The 20,164-nt window shown below is 55.3% G+C and carries 15 protein-coding genes; 8 read left to right on the top strand and 7 right to left on the bottom strand.

Annotation, left to right across the window (positions count from 1 at the left end; all coding sequences use genetic code 11):
* Positions 1 to 104: 104 nt before the first annotated feature.
* The 5 genes from wecB to IXC47_RS15260 all read left to right on the top strand — a co-directional run bounded on the left by wecB (position 105) and on the right by IXC47_RS15260 (position 9,170).
* Positions 105 to 1,292 carry a non-hydrolyzing UDP-N-acetylglucosamine 2-epimerase gene (gene wecB, locus IXC47_RS15280; RefSeq protein ID WP_195876186.1) on the top strand — a complete coding sequence of 396 codons (1,188 nt, stop codon included), beginning with the start codon at positions 105 to 107 and terminating at the stop codon, positions 1,290 to 1,292.
* Positions 1,279 to 3,516, top strand: a complete 2,238-nt coding sequence (locus IXC47_RS15275; RefSeq protein WP_195876185.1) for a cellulose biosynthesis cyclic di-GMP-binding regulatory protein BcsB — start codon at positions 1,279 to 1,281, stop codon at positions 3,514 to 3,516. Before wecB ends, IXC47_RS15275 begins: the two co-directional genes overlap by 14 nt.
* Before the next feature lies 1 nt (position 3,517).
* On the top strand, positions 3,518 to 5,665 hold the full coding sequence (locus IXC47_RS15270) for a glycosyl transferase family protein (RefSeq protein ID WP_195876184.1): 2,148 nt from the start codon (positions 3,518 to 3,520) through the stop codon (positions 5,663 to 5,665).
* The gene (locus IXC47_RS15265; RefSeq protein ID WP_195876183.1) at positions 5,665 to 8,193 is read left to right on the top strand and encodes a bacteriophage N4 adsorption protein A; all 2,529 of its coding nucleotides are present in this window, start codon (positions 5,665 to 5,667) and stop codon (positions 8,191 to 8,193) included. The genes IXC47_RS15270 and IXC47_RS15265 overlap by 1 nt, the downstream gene beginning before the upstream one ends.
* An 89-nt stretch (positions 8,194 to 8,282) precedes the next feature.
* Positions 8,283 to 9,170, top strand: a complete 888-nt coding sequence (locus tag IXC47_RS15260) for an alpha-amylase family protein (RefSeq protein ID WP_195876182.1) — start codon at positions 8,283 to 8,285, stop codon at positions 9,168 to 9,170.
* 10 nt (positions 9,171 to 9,180) lie between these two features.
* On the opposite strand, the gene IXC47_RS15255 is transcribed toward IXC47_RS15260, so the two are convergent.
* From IXC47_RS15255 to IXC47_RS15235, 5 genes are read right to left on the bottom strand one after another with little or no spacing between them, the layout of a single operon-like run.
* The gene (locus IXC47_RS15255) at positions 9,181 to 10,434 is read right to left on the bottom strand and encodes an acyl-CoA dehydrogenase family protein (RefSeq protein ID WP_195876181.1); all 1,254 of its coding nucleotides are present in this window, start codon (positions 10,432 to 10,434) and stop codon (positions 9,181 to 9,183) included.
* A 33-nt stretch (positions 10,435 to 10,467) separates the two neighbouring features.
* Positions 10,468 to 11,421, bottom strand: coding sequence for an aliphatic sulfonate ABC transporter substrate-binding protein (locus tag IXC47_RS15250; protein WP_175626266.1), 954 nt, complete (start codon positions 11,419 to 11,421; stop codon positions 10,468 to 10,470).
* Positions 11,422 to 11,443: 22 nt separating this feature from the next.
* Positions 11,444 to 12,196 carry an ABC transporter ATP-binding protein gene (locus tag IXC47_RS15245; RefSeq protein WP_195876180.1) on the bottom strand — a complete coding sequence of 251 codons (753 nt, stop codon included), beginning with the start codon at positions 12,194 to 12,196 and terminating at the stop codon, positions 11,444 to 11,446.
* 10 nt (positions 12,197 to 12,206) lie between these two features.
* Positions 12,207 to 13,094: an ABC transporter permease gene (locus tag IXC47_RS15240; protein WP_195876179.1), complete on the bottom strand. Its 888-nt coding sequence runs from the start codon at positions 13,092 to 13,094 to the stop codon at positions 12,207 to 12,209.
* Positions 13,095 to 13,114: 20 nt separating this feature from the next.
* The gene (locus tag IXC47_RS15235) at positions 13,115 to 14,113 is read right to left on the bottom strand and encodes an aliphatic sulfonate ABC transporter substrate-binding protein (RefSeq protein ID WP_175626269.1); all 999 of its coding nucleotides are present in this window, start codon (positions 14,111 to 14,113) and stop codon (positions 13,115 to 13,117) included.
* A gap of 351 nt (positions 14,114 to 14,464) precedes the next feature.
* Between IXC47_RS15235 and IXC47_RS15230 the strand changes: the two genes are divergently transcribed.
* Together IXC47_RS15230 and fumC are read left to right on the top strand one after the other, a co-directional pair.
* On the top strand, positions 14,465 to 15,133 hold the full coding sequence (locus IXC47_RS15230) for a DUF599 domain-containing protein (RefSeq protein ID WP_175626270.1): 669 nt from the start codon (positions 14,465 to 14,467) through the stop codon (positions 15,131 to 15,133).
* A gap of 70 nt (positions 15,134 to 15,203) precedes the next feature.
* Complete coding sequence (gene fumC / locus IXC47_RS15225) at positions 15,204 to 16,592, top strand: class II fumarate hydratase (RefSeq protein WP_195876178.1); 1,389 nt, start codon at positions 15,204 to 15,206, stop codon at positions 16,590 to 16,592.
* 116 nt (positions 16,593 to 16,708) lie between these two features.
* Here fumC and IXC47_RS15220 read toward each other — a convergent pair whose 3' ends face one another.
* Both IXC47_RS15220 and IXC47_RS15215 read right to left on the bottom strand, forming a co-directional pair.
* Positions 16,709 to 17,251 carry a hypothetical protein gene (locus IXC47_RS15220; protein WP_195876177.1) on the bottom strand — a complete coding sequence of 181 codons (543 nt, stop codon included), beginning with the start codon at positions 17,249 to 17,251 and terminating at the stop codon, positions 16,709 to 16,711.
* A gap of 88 nt (positions 17,252 to 17,339) precedes the next feature.
* Positions 17,340 to 17,558 carry a CsbD family protein gene (locus IXC47_RS15215; RefSeq protein ID WP_175626273.1) on the bottom strand — a complete coding sequence of 73 codons (219 nt, stop codon included), beginning with the start codon at positions 17,556 to 17,558 and terminating at the stop codon, positions 17,340 to 17,342.
* A 561-nt stretch (positions 17,559 to 18,119) separates the two neighbouring features.
* Between IXC47_RS15215 and IXC47_RS15210 the strand changes: the two genes are divergently transcribed.
* Entirely contained in the window at positions 18,120 to 20,159 is a 2,040-nt protein-coding gene (locus IXC47_RS15210) for a PAS domain-containing sensor histidine kinase (RefSeq protein ID WP_175626274.1), read from the top strand.
* Positions 20,160 to 20,164 lie beyond the last annotated feature (5 nt).

Genomic DNA, 20,164 nt, shown 5'->3' with positions numbered 1-20,164 from the left:
AGAAGAAGCACCCCGGCTTCAAGCGCTGCAAATCTAAGAAACCAATCAATAAGTTGTCGAGTTAGTTTTCAAATGACAACTTTTTTAGAAAGGGCAATAGGCGCATGAAAGTACTTTCCATTTTCGGTACCCGTCCGGAAGCCATCAAGATGGCTCCTTTGGTACGCACCCTGGAGCAGGCTGCCAGCGTAGACTCGGTGGTTTGTATCACCGGGCAACACAGAACCATGCTGGAACAGGTGATGAACCTGTTCGATATCAAGGCGCATCACGATCTTGATGTGATGGTTCCCAATCAATCGCTGAATTCCTTGTGCTCGCGCATCTTTGCCAAGCTCGATCCGATACTGGAAAGCGAGCGGCCGGATCGCGTGTTGGTGCACGGTGACACGTCAACCGCAATGGTGGCGGCAACTGCTGCCTTCCACCGCCGCATCCCGGTCGGTCACGTCGAAGCGGGTTTGCGTACCGGCGACCTGAGCCAGCCGTGGCCGGAAGAGATGAATCGCCGTGTGGTGGATGTGATGAGCGATTTTCTCTTTGCACCTACCGTCAGTTCGCGTGACAACCTGCTGCGCGAAAACCTTGCCGGCCGCATCGTCGTGACTGGTAATACGGTCATCGATGCCTTGCAACTGACCGCGCAGCGCCTGGATAAGGATGCAAGCCTGCGCGCCAGGCTCGATACAAAGTTTCCTTTTATTTCACCGCAACGCCGTGTCTTGCTGGTGACTGGCCATCGCCGCGAAAATTTCGGTGATGGCTTCGCGCACATCTGCGAAGCGCTGGCCGAACTGGCCCAGCGTCCTGATATCGATATCGTTTATCCGGTGCATCTCAATCCAAATGTACGCGGCCCGGTGCAGCAATTGCTCTCGAATTTGCCGCGTGTGCATTTGATAGAGCCGCTGGATTATCTGGAGTTTGTGCGACTGATGCAGCTATCGCACGTGGTGTTAACCGATTCCGGCGGCGTGCAGGAAGAAGCGCCGTCGCTCGGCAAGCCGGTACTGGTCATGCGTGATGTTACCGAACGTCCGGAAGCGGTAGCGGCCGGGACTGTGCAGCTCATCGGCACCAGCAAGAAACGCATAGTCGACGGCGTCAGCCTCTTGTTCGATGACGAAAAAAAATATCAGCAATTTTCGAATGTAGTGAATCCCTATGGTGATGGTCATGCGTCATCCCGTATCGTGCGTGCCCTGTTGGGTAAGGATTTCGAAGAATTCAATGCTGCTACCGATGCATCCCTAAGCGAATTTATCTCCCGAGGAAATTATGCGCGTACTTAATCGCATCTCCCACCCATCCCGTTCTTCCATGTTAGTGCCGCTAGCGGCCGCTATCCTTTTATCTACCGTGACCGCTACTGCATCGTCAGCGGATGGCGTAGGACGTCACTTCCTGCAAATGGCATCCGACCAGTCGGTGCAGCGCCAGGTGACCCTGAAAGAACTGGGCATTACCACGCCGCTGATTTTTACCGGTGTTGAAAGCCAGCGCGAATTATTCCTGCCGGTGCCTGCCGGTGTGCAGGTGACGAACGCTGCGCTGCAATTCAATGCGAGTTATCTGCGGGCTGACGGTGGCCGTACTTCGATGGCTTTGTCGGTCGACGGTTATCCGACCGTGGCGCGCAGGCTGGCGGAAGAGCAGGGTGATCTGAGCCAGGGCATTGCGATTCCGGGGCAGGCGCGCGCCGATGGTTTTGTAAAGTTCGGGGTCAAGTGGTCTTCGGTCATATCTGAGACGGTGTGTAGCGACCAGCGCGCGCCGGGTAATGCTTTAAGGATAGAGCCCAGCACCAGATTTACCTATAGCTACGATCGCAGCGCGATCAAATCGATCGCTACCGCGTGGAGCGCTTTGCCACCGAATCCGGTCTTGCTGGTATCTGGGCGCAACCTTACGCCTGACGCGTATGACACAGCATGGCGTATGGGCCTGACCATCAAGCGCGCAGGCAAACGGCCACGCTGGATGGCGATGCCGGCAGTGGGGGACACCGTCAATCTTTCCGAGATTAGCGTGCCACCTGAATTGCGTAGCATCCCGTCTTTTGCTTCCCTGATGAATGGCGATGCGAAATACAAGATCAAGAACAATGCCGAAATCGCCGCTTTGTTCATCCTGGGAAACCAGGGACAGTTCCGCGCTGACCTGGTGGTGGCTGATGCAGCGATGAAGACCAACTTGCGTAATGCGATGAATGCGCTGGGCGCAGAGATACAGGCCAGCTCGCCCGACGCCAGCACCATCTTCCAGAATTGGTTAAAAACCGATGTGGCCATCCTAGATCAGAAAGACGAAGCCGACCAGCTTAGCCTGGTGTCCTTCGTTGGTAGTCCCGTCATCATGGTGTCTGCCAAAGGAGGCAAGAAAGCCGCCGCATTGCTGGATACCTTGTGGCGCCCGATTGCAGCGGCCAAGGATTTAACGGTAGAGACCGCCGAAGCATTACCGGTCAAAGCGTCCACTGTATTGCTTAGTCAGTTTGGCGGTATCAACGGCACGATGGACGTATCGGAAAAAGCCGAACGTGCAGTGTCATTCGAGATAGGTGAACTGGTCGGTAGTGGTCGCCTGCCTAGTCAGGTGGTGTTTGACTTATCCGCCGCTCCAGGCACGAATGGCGAAGCGCCGGTGGTGTCGATTTTTATGAATGACTATTTGCTCGGTGCACGTGTGATGACGGCGGATGGACAGCCGCATCGTGTGATAGTGGATATTCCGTACTACACGCTGGCGGCACGCAACATCATCCGTATCGCGTTTATACGTCAGTCTTCCAAGCTCCAATGTCATGACGTGACTTCGTCGTTCCCGGTTACGATTTTCCCGGGTAGCCATTTGAAACTGAAGCAAATGGCACCAGGCAATAACTTCGTCGGTATTGCAGCACGTTACGCGAAAGAAAGCACGCTTATCGTCAAGGATGCCTGGTTGCAGGATGCGCTGGCCATGTTGCCGATGACGGTACGTATGGCCGATGCAGCCGGTCTGTCATCGATACATACACAATTCTCCGTGCTGAAACAAGGCGAGCCACTGAAACCTGCTACTCCGTTCCTGGCATTGGACGTAGCACCGGAAGGCAAGCCGACGGCCGAAGAACATAACGGTGCACTGGTGCTGAACGGTGCGGAGAAGACACCTATCCTGCAGTTAAAGGGACTGGATCGTATCGGTGTGGCAGAAGTGGTCGAAGTCAATGGACAGAGCGGTATACGCTTTTACAGCGTGGGCAAAAACATGCCGGTACTCACCAGTTCATTCCGTCTCGCGCATGGCAATCTGGCGGTGATCACCGATGCCGGACCTGTGCTGCAAATTGATAAAAACGACCCGACCGACAGCCGCTTCGCGAAAGAAGATAATCCGCAATCCTTGTGGCAGCGCCATATGGAATGGTGGCTGGCTGCGATCGCAGTCATTATCTTTATCCTGATCTCTGCGCGTGTGGCACAAGTCCGTCGCAACAAGCGCAAAGCGTTGGAAGCACAACAGGGCCTATGATTTGAGTGCCGATTCTCTATTCTGGCCGATTTTCTTCGCGCAGTATTACAGCGCACTGGAGAGTATCGCCGTCGTAGTGGCGGTACTCATCATGATTTCCAGTTTCGATGATTTGTTTATCGATGGTTGGTATTGGACGCGTGAAATCATACGTAAATTCCGCTTCAGGAATAACGACAGCTATCGCCCGTTGACACCGGAACAGATCAAGGAGCGCGAAGAACAGCATCTGGCCATCATGGTGCCAGCCTGGCTCGAATACGATGTGATCGCACAGATGATAGAAAGCATGGTGGCAACGCTCGACTATCGCAATTACACCGTCTTCGTCGGTACTTACGTCAACGACCAGCGGACGATAGAAGAAGTCGAACGCATGCGGCGGCGCTACAAGCAATTGCGGCGCGTCGAAGTGCCGCATGATGGTCCCACCTGCAAGGCCGATTGTCTGAACTGGGTGATCCAGGCCATTTTCCTGCATGAGCAGCAAGCCGGGATCGAGTTTGCCGGTGTCATCCTGCACGATAGTGAAGACGTGCTGCATCCGCTGGAACTGAAGTTCTTCAACTATCTGTTGCCACGTAAAGACATGATCCAGTTACCAGTCGCTTCGCTGGAACGAGAGTGGTACGAGCTGGTGGCAGGTGTTTACATGGATGAATTCGCCGAGTGGCATGCCAAGGATCTGGTGGTGCGTGAAAGCGTCACCGGTACCGTGCCATCGGCTGGTGTTGGCACCTGCTTCTCGCGCCGCGCCTTGCTGGCACTGGCGGCGACTACCAATAACCAGCCCTTCAATACGGAAAGCCTGACGGAAGATTATGACGTCGGTAATCGCCTGGCTGCGATGGGCATGAAATCCATCTTTGCTGTATTCCCGGTTGATTTCGTGACGCGTGGGCGGCGCTGGTTTGGCCTTGGGCCGGATAAGGAGCGTGTTATCCGCATGCCTTTATGTGTGCGCGAATTTTTCCCGGATACCTTTCGCACTTCCTATCGACAAAAAGCACGCTGGGTGCTCGGTATCAGCATGCAGAACTGGGAGCAGATGGGCTGGCGCGGTTCGTTCGCGCATAAATACCTGTTGTTCCGCGATCGCAAAGGGATAGTGACCTCTATCGTCAGCGTGGTTGCTTATGTGTTGTTCTTCCAGTTCATCCTGTTTTATCTTGCCCATCTGGCCGGGATCTGGACCCTGGAGTTCCCCAGTCTCTTCGTCGAGGGAAGCTGGTTGCAGTGGGTGGCGCAGTTCATTCTGTTTGCGCTGGCTTTGCGTGTAATCCAGCGCTTCTATTTTGTCGCGCGGCTGTATGGCTGGGAACATGGACTGATGTCTATCCCGCGCATGGTGGTCGGTAACATCATCAACTTCATGGCGGTATGTCGTGCATGGAAACTATTCTCCGGCCATATGCTGATGGGGAAAAAGATGGTGTGGGATAAAACCATGCACGACTTCCCGACTACCTCGCAATTGGTGCAGAAGCGGCAATTGCTGGGTGAAGTGCTGACGGCATGGCAAGCAGTCGATGCGCAAAAGATGAGCGATGCATTGCAGGAGAGGGATAAAACACACAGGCCGCTCGGTCGCATCCTGATTTCAAATGGCTGGCTGGATGAAGAAACACTGGCCGAAGCGATAGCCTTCCAGTCTGACTTGCCGCGTGCGACTCTGGATGCAGAGCTGGTGGAGAAGTATGCCGGGTATGTCCCGCTGGAATTATGTGTGCGCCTGCGTATGCTGTATATCGGCAACGATATGCACAATCGCCCGCTGGTCGTAGTGGCAGCACCGTTGACCCCCGAGGAGATGCAGGAAGTATCCATCGTATTCGGTCAGGATCCGGCGTTGCGTATCGCGCGTGATAGCGAGATCGCTGCCGGTTTGCGTTACTTGCGAGGGGAAACAGATGCCTTCAGGCCGTTGCCGGAAGGTGCGACCAGCGTACCGTTGCTCGGCGATCTGCTGATAGAGCATGGCCTGGTAAACAAGGAAGCCTTCGATGCAGCGATGGACGCTTACCGGCCAGAAGAGCATGGTCGCATCGGTGATTATCTGGTGGAGAGCGGTGTGATCGAACGGCATGTCATAGAACAGGTAGTGGAAGAACAACGTCGTCTACGTGCAGCACAAGAGAGCCAATCATAATGAAAAAAACAAATCTTCTTTTATTGCTGCTGATGAATGCAGGGATGTTGACACATGTCGCTGCGGAGGAAACAGATTTGCCACTGAGCGGTCCCGCTTATGAAATGGCAGATGCAGCATACAAGTCATACGCAAAAGGTGACTATGCGAAAGCGGCCGAGCAGGCACGCGAAGCCGTGCGCCTGCGCCCCGATGTAGCACGCCTGAAACAGTTGCTGACACAGGCGGAAGCCTCGCAAAAGAGCCAGCAACAAGCGATAGCCGCAGCACGAAAGCCAGCGTCAGCTGCCACCCCGGCAAACAATCCCGCCTATATCGCTGCTGATAAGGGCTATAAGGCCTATAACAAAAAGGATTACGTCGCAGCCATCGACCATGCACAGCATGCGGTGCGACTGGCACCGGCTAATTCAGCGTACTGGACCTTGCTGATCAATTCCCAATTGGCAGCGCAGCGATTTGATGAAGCGGACCAGACCGTGACGCAGGCCTTGCAACGCTTTGGCCCACGTTCTTCGTTCGCGCAAGAGCGCGTAGTGGTGAATCAGAATCTCGCGAATGCAGCAGGCACGCAGATATACCAGGCACTGGATAAGCAGAATTACGCGCAGGCCATCGACGCAGCACAACGTGCTGTGAAGTACGCACCGGAGCGTCGCGTTTATCGCTTGCTGTTGGTGCAGTCATTGTTGGGTGCGGACAGGCTGGATGAAGCATCGCAGGCGCTGGAACCCTTGCTGCAAAAAGGAAATGATCCGGTGGCTTTGACCTGGCACGGCTATATCCGGCAACGCCAGGGCCAGCGTGCGGCCGCGACTGCTGATTTTGAACAGGCACTGACGCTGCGTGGCAGCATGACGACTGAGGATATGGTCAATCTGCGTTTGATCATTGCCGATACCGATTTATACGCGGGTGAACCGGATGCTGTGTTGAAGGTACTGGAATCGCTGGATGGCAATGCTGCAGTCGCAAGCCGCAAGCGCAGCGCCGCCGAGTTACGCTTACGCCGAGCGAGCCAGCAACAAATAGTCAGCTCGCAGGTGATGCCACCGCCTGTCTTGCGTTGTCGTGGCGAGATGAATGCCGAAGTTTGTGGTTTGATGCCAGGTAGTCCGCCACCTGACCCGGCATATGCTAGTGCAGATGCTGCGTACAAGGCACTCGCCAGTAATGACTACCCGCTGGCGCTGAGCCAGACCCGGGCAGCCTTGCAGAAGTCGCCAGGTAATCCCGCCTATCAATTACTGCTGGTGAATATCCTGAGCCGCGATAAGCAGCTGGAAGCCGCCGAACGCGAAGCGACACTGGCTATCGATGGTGGCAACCGTGATCCGGAGATGCTGGCGCAACGCGGACGGGTGCGTGAAGCCTTGGGTAAAAAAGAGCAGGCCGAACAAGACTACAAAGATGTCCTGCAGCTGGGTACCGCTTCGGTGCCGTTGCAAATCAATATGCTGTCCCGCCTGCATGAGCGCAAGGAAGCCAGTCGTCGCTACAACGCTGCTGAAGAAGCTGGTGTGTTCGACGGCATGCCGAAAGTCGAACAAGCTTACGTCGCTGCATCAGCAGGTGAAAGCAAGCGCGCCTTTAGCTTGTTTGACCAGGCGGATCAGGAAGTCGGCCTGCCACCGGCAGCGATACCGGATACAGCCTATGCAGCATTGAGTGCACGACGTGATCCGGATGCATCCAAATACTTCCGCCGTACCGTTGATGCAGTAGACAAAGGCGATATCGCGCTCACGCTGCAGCAACTATTTGAAACCCGACGCGCGATTGCAGATATAGAGCGTACCTGGGGGGCGACCGCCTCTCTTAACTATCGCGGTGCCAGCCTGCAGCCAGGTTCCGGTATTACACCTAGCGGCACCAATAATAGTGCGCAGATAGGTGGTGAAGTTTACTGGCGGCCATTCGGTTATCGCAGCGGGCGTCCGATAGAGATTTACGCCAGTGTGTTTGAGACCGTGTACAACAAAAACAATGCCGTCACCGGTGCACCAACCGCGCAAGGTGGTATCGGTATCCGCTGGAAGCCATTCAGCGAAACCAACTTCATCATGGCCCTGCAGCGCCAGATCAAGATAGGCTCAGCCTCCGGTGAGGGCGACTGGATCGCACGTCTCGCCTATTCGAATTCTTTCGGTACCGATTTACGGGTCGATCAGCCTAGCTGGTGGACGGGACAGATCTTCGGTGAGGTCGGGCGGTATATAGACAATAAACAGACCTACTCGGTGTTTGAAGGTCAGTTGGGGCGTACCTACCGACTGGATAACATCAATCCGAAGCTGACCATCACGCCGCATGTCGTTATCGGTTCGGATTTCAATTCGAGCTTGAAACTGCCAGCCGATAAAACCGCGATCGGCATGGGGCCCGGTGTCAGCATGCGTTACTGGTTCCGCGAAGATCACTACAAGGCACCGCAATCGTATGTTGATTTCTCGCTGCAGTATCGCTTCAAGTTGTCAGGTGATGACAGGGCAGAAGGGGTGGTCTTTCGTACCACACTTGCTTACTGACATCTTGCTGCGCGGACATGAAGCAGGTGCCGATTTCCCCCTGACGCGTAAAGAGTGCACAATGAACTACTTTGTCGTCAGGGATCACTATGTCGTCTGCAGTTGAATCCAGCTTCTTTCCTTCCGCACGACCTTTCCTCGCTCGCTGTTTGTTGCTGTCTGCATTGTTAGGTGGCGTCAGCATGCTTACCGCTTGTGCCTCGACCATCAGCGGCGTCGTATGGCAGCCTGAGAATGCAGTCATCGATCCCAAAGGTAAATGGGATCAGATAGGCGCGCGTCAGCTATTGGTGCAGTGGACAGCCGTCGACAACCTGGCATTCGTCAGCGGTGCCGGGATTCCGACCGCACCCAAACTGCCTGACTGGAAACGCATAGCAGCGGAACCATGGGCCAAGGAAGTGATACTTGGCCTGGCCGGGAATTTTGATGAGACCAAGGCGCGTGCCAATGTGGAACAGCTGGGTGCCTTGTCGGAACGCCTGGCAAAATTGCCGACACCGTTGAATGTAGTCGGCTGGTATTTCCCGGTAGAGATAGATCCGACCTGGGGTGATGCTCCCAAGCTGGCCACCATCCTCAACAAGTTGCCGCGCCCTTTGTGGATCAGCGTGTATGACAGTGCAAATGTCGGGCCGGATGATGTGGCGAAGTGGCTGGAACTCTGGTTACCCAAGGATGTAGGCGTGTTTTTCCAGGATGGTGTCGGTGTGCATGCGCGTGAAGCCAGCGTCGCGCTTGATTATGTGACCGCGATGGAAAAGCGGCTCGGCAAGAATCGTGTACGCGTGATCGTCGAGGCATTCCGGCCACAGGTGGGTGGTGGTTTTCGCGCCGCGACCGCAGCCGAGCTGATGCCGCAACTGAATACCTACGGCGCACGTCAGGTGTATTTATTTGACGGGCCGCATTACGTGCCGGATGCGCTGGTGGATGAACTCAAGGCTGGCCTGGCAAAAGGTGGCAAGCAGCCTTGAGCCAGCCAGGTCAGGAGTAAATCGAAGGCGTGGGCACCTCTCCGGTCAGCACCCAATGGCCGACATCCTTGAGTTTGTAGTCCAGTGAATCGTGCAGTGTGTGTACCCGCACATTGCGCCAGTAGCGATCAAAGCCATACTTGGCCGCCGTAGCGCGCGCGCCCATGACTTCAAATATCCTTGCGGTGATATCCAGTGCGACGCGCGCTGCCGCTATCTTGGTTTCATAGATAGCTACTGCCAGCGTGCCGCGTTCTTCTGCGGTCAGTGCATCGCCACGTTCCCATGCTTTCTGCAATCTGGTCGCTGCATCCTCTGCCAATGCGATTGCTCCGCGCAGCGCGATGCGCAAATCACCGTAGTGTTGCTGTGTAAACGGATCGTCTATCGCACGCGCCACACCGGAAGTTAACCACGGGCGACCCTGCTCATGCGTGTACTTCCACGCGTTCAGCAACGCACCTTGCGCATTGCCGATATAAATTTCGATCAGTATCAGTTGCGAGACCAGTGTACGTAGCGTCGCGCGTGGTGTACCGGAAGTGCCCGGTGGGCCGAGTACTTCATGTGCTTCCACCCACACTTTGTCGAAAGTAACAGAGCCGCTGTCGGTCTGTCGCTGACCCAGGTTGTCCCAGTCATCGAGTACATTGACACCGTCTCGTGCGGTCGGGATGGATAGAAAGACGCGATCCGCCGGATCAACTGAACGCGGCGCGGTGATGTTGAGCATGTCGGAGCCGGTTGCACCCGAGCAGAATGACTTGATGCCATTGAGCTCGTAGTAGCCTGCATCGCCATCCTTGCCATCACGCCAGACCAGTGTGGCACGCGTATCTAGCCCATTCGTCGCATTGCCCCAGAACCAGTTTTCACTGACGGTTTTGCCGAGGTAGCGGGCTTTTTGTTCCGGATTGCCGAACAGCGCGACACTGGCTACCTGCAAATGCTGGAAGCCAAACAAATGTGCGAGCGAGCTGTCGACTTCGGCAAAGCGACGGATGATTTTGTATATAGTCGGCCATGGAGTCTCCGGCCCACCGAAGGCGGCAGGTACCGCCAGCTTCAGCAAACCACTGTCACGCAATACCTGGCGCTCGGTCCAGGCGGTGCCGCCGCTGCGATCGCGCTCGGTTGCAGTGAGTGCCAGTGCAGCCGCGGTTTGCTCGACCGCATCTGTCAACGCACCGAAATCGCGTGCTACCAGATGATCCGGCGTATAGCGTGCTGCGGCTTGCTCATCGAGCTTCAGTATTTGACCCATGATCTGATTATTCCAATGCTGGTGTTACGTGAATTAAAAAACGGGTACGGCAGTCGCGTTGACCTTCTTCGGCAATAAACCTTCAGCCAGGAAGGCGTCGGCGATTTTTTGTTGTTCGCCCAGACGTTCCGGCAACACGGCGCGTACTTCGTAGCTGCGGCGTGCATTCGCTTGTTCAACCGTTGCTACATCCAGACCCCAAACCGGTGCCAGCAGCGCAGCAGCGTCTTTGGGGGATTGCTTGACCCACTTACCGGTCTCGGACAATGAGTCGACGATGACTTTGACGATATCGGGACGTGCTTTCGCATACGGTGTCGATGCCAGGTAATAGCGCTGGTAATCAGCCAGGCCACGACCATCGGTCAGTACGCGTACTTGCGCCTGGCGTTGTACGGCAGCGAGGAAAGGGTCCCAGATGACCCATGCATCTATCGAACCACGCTCAAAGGCAGCGCGACCATCGGCCGGGGCCAGGTAGGCAAGTTGGATATCCTTGAGTGAGAGACCAGCTTTTTCCAGTGCAGCGATCAGCAGATAGTGTGCGCCCGCAGCCTTGGCAAAGCCGATGCGTTTGCCGCGCAAGTCGGCCAGTGTTTTGATATTCGAATCAGCCTTGACGACGATGGCTTGTGCGCTCGGCGATGGCGATTCCTGTGCGATATAGGTTAGTTGCGCACCTGCTGCTTGTGCGAATACCGGGACGGTATCAGCGACGTCTGCGGAGACATCGATTGCACCGACGTTCAGTGCTTCTAGCAGTGGCAGGCCGCTGGCGAATTCATGCCAGCTTACTTTTACGCCCAATGCGCCGAGGCGTTGTTCCAGCGTGCCGCGGGTTTTCAGTACGGTGATCAGGGTCGACGACTTTTGATAGCCGATGCGTACGGTATCGCCGGCTTTCTGCGCATGTGCCGGCAGTGCAAACAGCGGGCTGAATGCCAGCAGGGTCAGTAGTGTACGGCGTAGTTTGGAATTGGTTTTCATGATTACTCCCGATGTTGAATATTTAAATGGCGTGGATTTCTTCCAGCACCCTGAGGATGTTGTCGCGTGCAGTGGCCAGCTCCGGCGAATGACGATTGCGCGGACGTGGCAGGGCGACGCGGGTGTCTTCGATGATTTCACCTTGTCCCATGGTCAGCACACGGTCACTGAGGTAGGCTGCTTCATCGATATCGTGTGTCACCAGCAGCACGGCAAAGCCATGTTCAGCAGCCAGCGTCAGCAGCAAGTCCTGCAGGCGCATGCGGGTAAAGGCATCGACTGCTGAGAACGGTTCATCCAGCAATAGCAGGCGCGGCTGGTTGAACAGGCCGCGCGCTATGGCGGCGCGTTGCGCCATGCCGCCGGATAATTGCTTGGGTAAATAATCAATCGCGGCGCTCAGTCCGACTTCATGCAACAAGGCCTGTACTTGCGGGTTGTCATGTGCACGAGTGCGGTCCTGATCCGGACGGTTGAAGCCGACGTTCTCTGCGACGCTAAGCCAGGGCAATAGACGCGGCTCCTGGAAGATCAGGCCGATGTCGGGCGTGACACCTTTGAGCGGTACGCCAGCCAGTGAAATCTCACCGCTATAGTTTTGGTCGAGACCGGCGATCAGGCGCAGCAAGGTACTTTTTCCGCAACCGGATTTACCGACCAGGCTGACCACTTCACCGGCGGCGAGTGTCAGTGTGACCGGGTCGAGGACGATATGGTCGCCGAAGCTCTTGCTGCGTACATGCAGGTCGAGTAAAGGTTTAGTTGCTGTGTTCATCGTTACGACCTCACACCGACCGTGTGGCGAGGGAATCAGACCACGCCAGCTTGCGTGTTTCCAGCCACTTCAATAAGCCATCAGTTACTTTGCCGAGTATGGCCAGCAGGAAGATCGCTGCCAGTACCACATCCGGGCGGCTGGTTTCGCGACCATCGGTGAGCAGATAGCCTATGCCCTTGGTTGCGGCAATCAGTTCTGCTGCGACCAGGAACATCCATGCCAGCGACAAGCCGTTGCGCAAGCCGGTGAACAGGCTGGGCAGTGCGGCAGGCAACACGATGCGACGCGCCAGTGCCGGGGCAGACAGGCCATAGATTTCACCGAGTTCGATCAGCTTGCGATCAACGTTACGGATGCCGGAGACCAGGCCGAGATAGATAGGGAAGAAAGCGCCTATGGCGATGAGGGTGATCTTCGGTGTCTCATCGATACCGAACCACAGCAGGAGCAGCGGTACCCAGGCCAGGCTGGGAATGGCGCGCAAGGCCTGGAAGGTCGGTTCGAAGAAGGCTTCTGCATGTTTGCTGAGGCCGACGAACAAGCCGAACAGGACAGCGAGCACGGCGCCGATGGCATAGCCGGAAAACACGCGCGCAACGCTGGCGCTGATATGCGTCAGCAAGCCCTGATCGAGTAATGCGGACAGGGTTTGCACGACTTCGGAGGGTGGTGGCAACAGGCGTGCCTGTATCCAGCCCAGGTGGGCGGAGACTTCAACCAGGCCCAGCGCAGCCAGCGGCAGTATCCAGCCCAGCCAACCCAGGCTGCGCCCCGTGGCTTGGACAGTCGCAACTGGCGCATCCTTGCTCGTTGCGTGCGTGTTTGTGCTTGCATGCGACGAACGGATAGGGCTGGTGTTGACAGGTATAAAGCGGGCGCTGTGACTGTTATCCATGAGCTGGGTATCCGGTGAGATCAGGCCGCCGATTTCTTCGGTGCCAGGGTTTGCACGAAGCTCGGATCGATCAGGTCGTTAATGACTTTATTCAAGTCCGTTCCTTTCTTGACCAGGTCTTCCTGCAGCAGGATAGGTGCGGCCGCCTGCAAGGCTTCACGATGTTCACGGCCGATATACGGATTCGAGAAGTCGGTGCGGTTCAATTGCACTTTGGCGACAGCCAGCGAAATCTTCGCTTCATCCGCCTGGATTTGTGATGCTTCACGCGGGTTGGCCAGTATCCACAAGCGTGCGCGTTCATATGCTTGCAAGACTTGTTTGACCTGATCCGGATACTTCTTCGCGAAGTCTTCGGTCACATTGAGGAAGCCATAGGTGTTGAAGGCGACATTGCGATACAGCAGGCGCGAGCCAGCTTGCAACTCGCTGGAAGCCATATGCGGATCCAGGCCTGCCCAGGCGTCGATACGGCCGCTTTCCAGTGCTGCACGACCATCGGCATGTTGCAGGTGGACGATTTCAACATCGGATTTTTTCAGGCCGTTGACCTTCAGTGTGCGCAACAGGAAGAGGTAAGGGTCGGTGCCTTTGGTGGCGGCGATTTTCTTACCCTTGAGGTCGGCCACGGTTTTGATCGGTGAGTCTTTAGGTACCAGCAGTGCGGTCCATTCCGGACGCGAGTACACGTACACACTCTTGATCGGATTGCCGTTGGCGCGCGACAGGACGGCGGCAAGGCCCGCGGTGCTGCCGAAGTCTATGCTGTTGGCGCTCAGGTATTCGAGTGCGCGGTTACTGCCTTGCGACAGTGTCCATTTCACTTTGATGCCGCTGGATTTGACTTGCTCTTCGAGCCAGCCGAAGTGTTTCAGTACCAGGCTGGTAGGTGAGTAGTACGCATAGTCGAGACGAATTTCATCGGGTGCTGCGGCGGCACGTGCCGAGAGTGAGAGACCTGAACCCAGGCCAGCCAGCGTCAGCAATGCGGTATTTTTGATAAAAAATCTGCGATCCATGTTCTACCTTGAATAGTGAAGCAGGCACGAGTGCGTGCCCGGTTTATCGAGTCGTATCGGATGTGAGATTGCCGGAGGCGGCTGCTGGATTGGATGCCTGCGTTTGCGCACAGGAAGATGACCAAATCAGTGTTTACTCAATCGTTATCGTTGTTGGGAATAAGATTAACGACAGCTGTAAATTAACGGAACGAATCTCTTCGTTGATGCATCATCGGTTTTCGCATAAGTCGCTTTCGTCATAAGCACATGCGAAAACTATGGGTAGGATCGGGTAGGCGCTGTGTGGTCTGCTATGCTAGCCGGCAGATAGCAGGACTATCCTGTTTACTTCATTATGCAGAGGGAAATATGAGTGGGATCGACGTCGATGTCATGGCGCTGTGCGCGAGTGGTGTGTTGTTGCTGGCTTATTACCTGTACCTGATGATGCGGGTACGGCGTGATCCTGATTTTTCCGTGCACTCGGTCAATCATCGTGCCCGTGCCTTGTGGGTCAAAGATGTGATGGCCAGCGGCGGCAAGAAGGATGTGATGGCGGTTCAGACGCTGCGCAACTTCGGTATGACTGCCACCTTCAAGGCTTCTTCTTCCATCCTCCTGATCCTCGGTACGCTGACCTTGTCCGGCCAGGCCGAGAGTTTGTCGCGTACCTGGCATGTGCTCGACTTTGCCGGTGGTTCGCGTGCGGCCGAGTGGTGGGTGATCAAAATCATCTGCCTGTTGACAGTATTGCTGGTGGCGTTCTTTGCCTTTGCTATGTCGCTGCGCCTGCTGAACCATGTGGTGTTTATGGTCAATCTGTCGCAAACCGATGCACAAGGTTCGCTGTCTCCGGAGCGGGTAGGGCAGCGTCTGAATAGCGCCGGAGTGTTTTATACGCTGGGTATGCGCGCCTTCTTTGTGGCGGTACCGCTGACCTTCTGGCTGTTTGGCCCGCTGTTCCTGTTCCTGTCGACGCTGGGTCTGATCGTGGCGCTGTATCACCTGGATCGCAGTCCGCTGGCGGAGAACAATTAGGAGTGCTCTTCAGCAAATAAGCGCGCTTTGCAGTAGTCTTTACTTCTTACAGTCTAATCAGGATCAACCCATGACGACCCGTACAGAACGCGACACATTCGGCCCGATAGAGGTGGATAGCCAACGCTTGTGGGGCGCGCAGACGCAACGTTCACTCGAACACTTCAAGATATCCACCGAGAAGATGCCGCAGGAATTGATAGTGGCGCTGGCCGAAGTCAAACGTGCGGCCGCCATCGTCAACCTGGATCTCGGCAAGCTGTCCAAGGACAAGGCACAAGCCATTGCCCAGGCAGCGGAGGAAGTCATCAACGGCCAGCATCCGCATGAATTCCCGCTGGCCGTGTGGCAAACCGGCTCCGGCACGCAAAGCAATATGAATATGAATGAAGTGCTGGCGAATCGCGCTTCCGAATTGCTCGGTGGTGAGCGTGGCGAGCAGCGTCTGGTGCATCCGAATGATGATGTCAACCTCGGCCAGTCATCCAACGATATCTTTCCGACCGCGATGTATGTCGCGGCCAGCGTGGCCGTCGTCAAGACGCTGTTGCCAGCGACGCAAGCATTGCAAACCACATTGAACGGCAAGGCTGAGGAGTTTGCCGATATCGTCAAGATAGGCCGCACCCATTTGCAGGATGCGACACCGCTGACGCTGGGGCAGGAGTTCTCCGGTTATGTCGCGCAATTGGCGCAGTCTGCTACCGCCATCACTCACTTGCTGCCACCGTTGCAGGATCTCGCGGTAGGTGGCACAGCTGTTGGTACCGGCCTGAACACGCATCCCGAATTCGGTGTGCGTGTCGCCGCTGAGCTGACGCATCGCACCGGTGTGACGTTTAAAAGTGCACACAATAAATTTGCTGCACTGGCCGCGCATGATGCGATGGTGAGTGTGCATGGCGGCTTGAAAACCTTGGCCGCCAGCATGATGAAGATCGCCAACGATGTGCGCTGGCTGGCTTCCGGGCCGCGCTCCGGTCTCGGTGAAATCAGCATCCCGGAAAATGAACCCGGTAGTTCCATCATGCCGGGCAAGGTCAATCCTACGCAGAGTGAAGCGGTGACGATGTTGTGTTGTCAGGTGTTTGGTAATGATGTGGCGCTCAATTTCGGCGGTGCTTCCGGCAATTTTGAGTTGAATGTGTTCAAGCCGCTGATGGCACATAACTTTCTGCAAAGCGTACGCTTGCTGGCCGATGGCATCCATAGCTTCGATGAGCATTGCGCGCACGGCATTGTCGCCAATCGCGATCGCATCTCGGATTTGATGGAACGTTCACTCATGCTGGTGACCGTACTGGCACCACATATCGGTTACGACAAGGCGGCGAAGATAGCGAAGCAGGCGCATCAGCAAGGTGCCAACCTGAAGGAAACTGCGCTGGCGCTCGGCTACGTGACGAGTGAGGAATTCGATTTGTGGGTTAAGCCGCAGGACATGATCCATCCGGGCTGAAGATAAGCAGACGGATACGGCAGGCATACAAAAACGGCCCCGGTAGTGATACCGGGGCCGTTGTCTTCCAAGAGTCAGACTGGATAAGGTTATGCGACCTTATCGGTCATCAGTGCTTACTTGCCAGCGTTAGCGGCGGCGATACAACGTGATTTCTCGTCGCCCGCCAATGCTTCACACTTCTCTTTTTGCACGGCTACGTGCGCATCTTTCTTTTCATCGCGTGCATCTTTACGTGCATCGCTTACTTCTTTCGATGCTTTGGCATCAGCAACAGCGGAGTCATGCGTAGCTTTTGCTTCTTTTACGCAGACATCTTTTTTGTTGCCGCTAAAGTCATCACATTTTTCCTTGGCCACTTTGTAGTTGGCGTCGGCAATGTCAGTACGTGCTTTCTTTTGAGCTGCAGGCGTACCTTTATAGGTCGCTTCCGCTTCGGCTTTGGCTTTTACTTCACCAGCCTTGGCTTCTTCCTGGCAGACGTCTTTCGCATTGCCTTTCATATTGTCACAGGCTGCGCGTGCGACTTTGTAATCGGCTTCCGCGCGGGTTTTGGCCGCGTCATAGTTGGCCTTGGCTTCAGATGGTGCTGCGTAGGAAGCGCTCATAAAACCGAAGCTGGCTGCAGCCATGACTATCATAGAGAGGGATTTTTTCATTTGGCATCCTTATAGTTGTTTAGAAGGTCTTGCTGCTGGCGAGCCATAGGCCCGCACTGCAAAGCGTTGCATCGCTACTGTCTGCTAACTACATGTAGCGCTTGTCGTTGCGGTTGCGGTCTTCGAAAGCCTTGATCTGCTTCTCGGCTTCATCCTTGTTGATGCCGTAGGCTTCCTGTATCTTGCCCGCGAGCTGGTCGCGCTTGCCGGCGATCGTGTCCAGATGATCATCGGTGAGCTTGCCCCATTGCTCTTTGATATTGCCTTTGAGTTGTTTCCAGTTACCTTCAATAACGTCCCAATTCATAGCATTCTCCTTGTTCAAATTTCTCACGAGTAAATCGCGGTAAGGCAAAGTGCCTGCCTTTTACTACGCAAGGTGCAGGCCAGCTTTTGCGCCTATATAAATCAATGACTTATGTTTATTTTTTGATATTTTTGTAAAAATTACCGGGTAGCTTGAACACGCTACATGTGGGAAAAGCGGACTTTGTTTGCCTCTCGGCAAGGGCAGGAGGCGACGCTGATCAGCAAAACGGATGCTACAATTTGTTGGCTTTTTGGAACCATTTCACAGGGGCAGCATCTGAACTGCTGTTTGCCGGAAAGCAGCGAGAACCGGCATCAAAAATTGCGTCGGTTTGCAGGTGTTTGCAGACTCTATGCATGCTGCTATGCTGATTCCGATCACATCTATATTCAGGTAGGAACAGCTGCAGTCACCATCGCTGCGTGTGCCGCCCGTATTGCGGTTAGTGCGCATAGTGTATTTTCGCAGTCCGGTTCAGTTCAGCAGCGTAGCCGTCGCCATCGCATGCATGGTTGTTCGTAGTAGCTGTTGCTACCCATTACTCACACAGGAATATTTATGCTGACTACCCCGCCGGTACGTACCACGTTCACTCCGTTGTGGGCGCCGCTATTGGCTGCATTGCTGATGGCGGGTGTGGGCGTGCTGGCTATGGTCAATGTGCGGCAAGACCTGTGGGTGCTGAATTACCGCTTGTTTGATTTGGTGCCTATCCTGGCAAATACCGCGCTGGCTTTTGTATTGGCCGGTCTGGCGCTGGTACTACGCTCCTTCAAGGTATCCACGCCGCGTGCCAGCACCGTATTTGCCGTACTGGCATCCATCGTTGCGCTTTGTGTCGCCTTGCTCGGTTTGTCGACCCTGCTGCAGTATATGTTTGGTGTGCATGTCGGTATCGAGCGCGTATTCCCGACCCTGGCAACATCTGAATACAAAGCCTATCTGGAGCGTATGGCACCGCTGCCTGCGCTCGGCTTTACGCTGGCTGGCCTAAGCTTATTACTGCTGGATTACCGTACTGCGCGCGATCACTATCCGTCCGAGTACGGAGCCTTCATCCTCGCCGGCGTGATGGGTATCCCGCTGATCGGCCATTTATACAATGTGATGTCGGTTGACGAGCTGAATGCCGCGCATACCGTCACACCGTTTATCTCCATCATCTTCTTCATCCTGGCGCTCGGCATTTTGTCGGCGCGGCCGGAGCACAGGCTGATGAGCTTGTGGAACAGTACTTCGCCCGGTGGCCCCTTGTTGCGACGTTTGTTGCCGAACAGCCTGATCCTGCTGGTGATCCTCGATTTCGCGATCAAGTGGGGTGTACAGAATCGTTACTACGATGCCGACAAGGCTTCGCCTTTGCTGATTCTGCTGAGCAGCTCGCTGTTGTTCATTATGTTTTGTCGTACCGCTGCATTGCTCAACCGCGAGTATGAAGGGCGGCAACAAGGTGAGGCGGCGCTGGCAGAGAGTAATGCGCTGTTGCGTGCCGTCAGCGATAACACGCCGGATGCGATTTTCGTCAAGGACAGCAGTGGTCGCATGGTGTTTGCGAATCCGGCCAAGCTGCGTTTGCTCGGCAAGCAGCGTGATGAAGTCATCGGTTACCGCAGCATAGACCTCTATCCGTTGCGGGAAGACGCGGAGCAAGTCAAGCTGGAAGACCAGAGCGTGCTGGATGCCGGCGTGCCCAAGGTATTTGAAACGACGATACATTTTGCCAGCGGCGTGCATACGATGCATTCCACCAAAGCGCCTTGGCTGAATGCGAACGGACAAGTCATGGGACTGGTCGGCATCAGTACCGACATTACCGAACGCAAGCGCATGGAAGATTCACTGAAAGCGCACGAGACGCAACTGGAAGCACTGGTCGCGGCGCGTACTGCTGAAGTCAGCGAATTGATCGGCCATCTGGAAACTACACGTGAAGAAGAGAAGCGTTCGATCGCACGCGAATTGCATGACGACCTGGGCTCCGCACTCACAGCCTTGAATATGCATTTGTCTTTGCTGTTCCAGCAAATACCGGCAGAGCCTAAATTTACCGAGCGCTCACTCAAAATCAAAGCCTTGCTGAGTTCGATTACAGATGCGACACGCCGTATCCAGAATGGTTTGCGGCCGGACAAGCTGGATGTGTTTGGTATCAAAATTGCGATCGCTGAACAGGCTGCGGAGTTCGAGAAGTACACAGGTGTAACCTGTAATGCGAGCCTGCCGGACGACAGATTGATTTATGCGCCGCGCGTGGATATCGCTTTGTTCCGCATGGTGCAGGAGTCACTCAATAATATCGCCAAGCACGCACAGGCAACGCGGGTCGACGTGATCCTGGATGATGCTGACGATGAAATCATGCTGACCATACGCGACAATGGCGTCGGCATACCGACTGCACAATCGGGCGTGATTACACATGGCTTGCGCGGGATGCGTGAGCGCGCCGGTTATCTTGGTGGTTCAGTGCGGGTGAGCAGTAGTGCGGGGGGCGGGACGACTATCGCGATCAGCATACCGAAGACGGCTGAGAACATGCAGATAGAAGTGGATGACGAAAACGAAGAAGGTATAGAGGCGGAAAAATCGCGTAGTTGAATGGC

The sequence above is a fragment of the Herminiimonas contaminans genome, from assembly GCF_015645465.1.
GTDB lineage: Bacteria > Pseudomonadota > Gammaproteobacteria > Burkholderiales > Burkholderiaceae_D > Oxalicibacterium > Oxalicibacterium contaminans.
The sequence above is the reverse complement of the archived record's forward strand: the minus strand, read 5'-3'. Positions and strand labels throughout refer to the sequence as shown.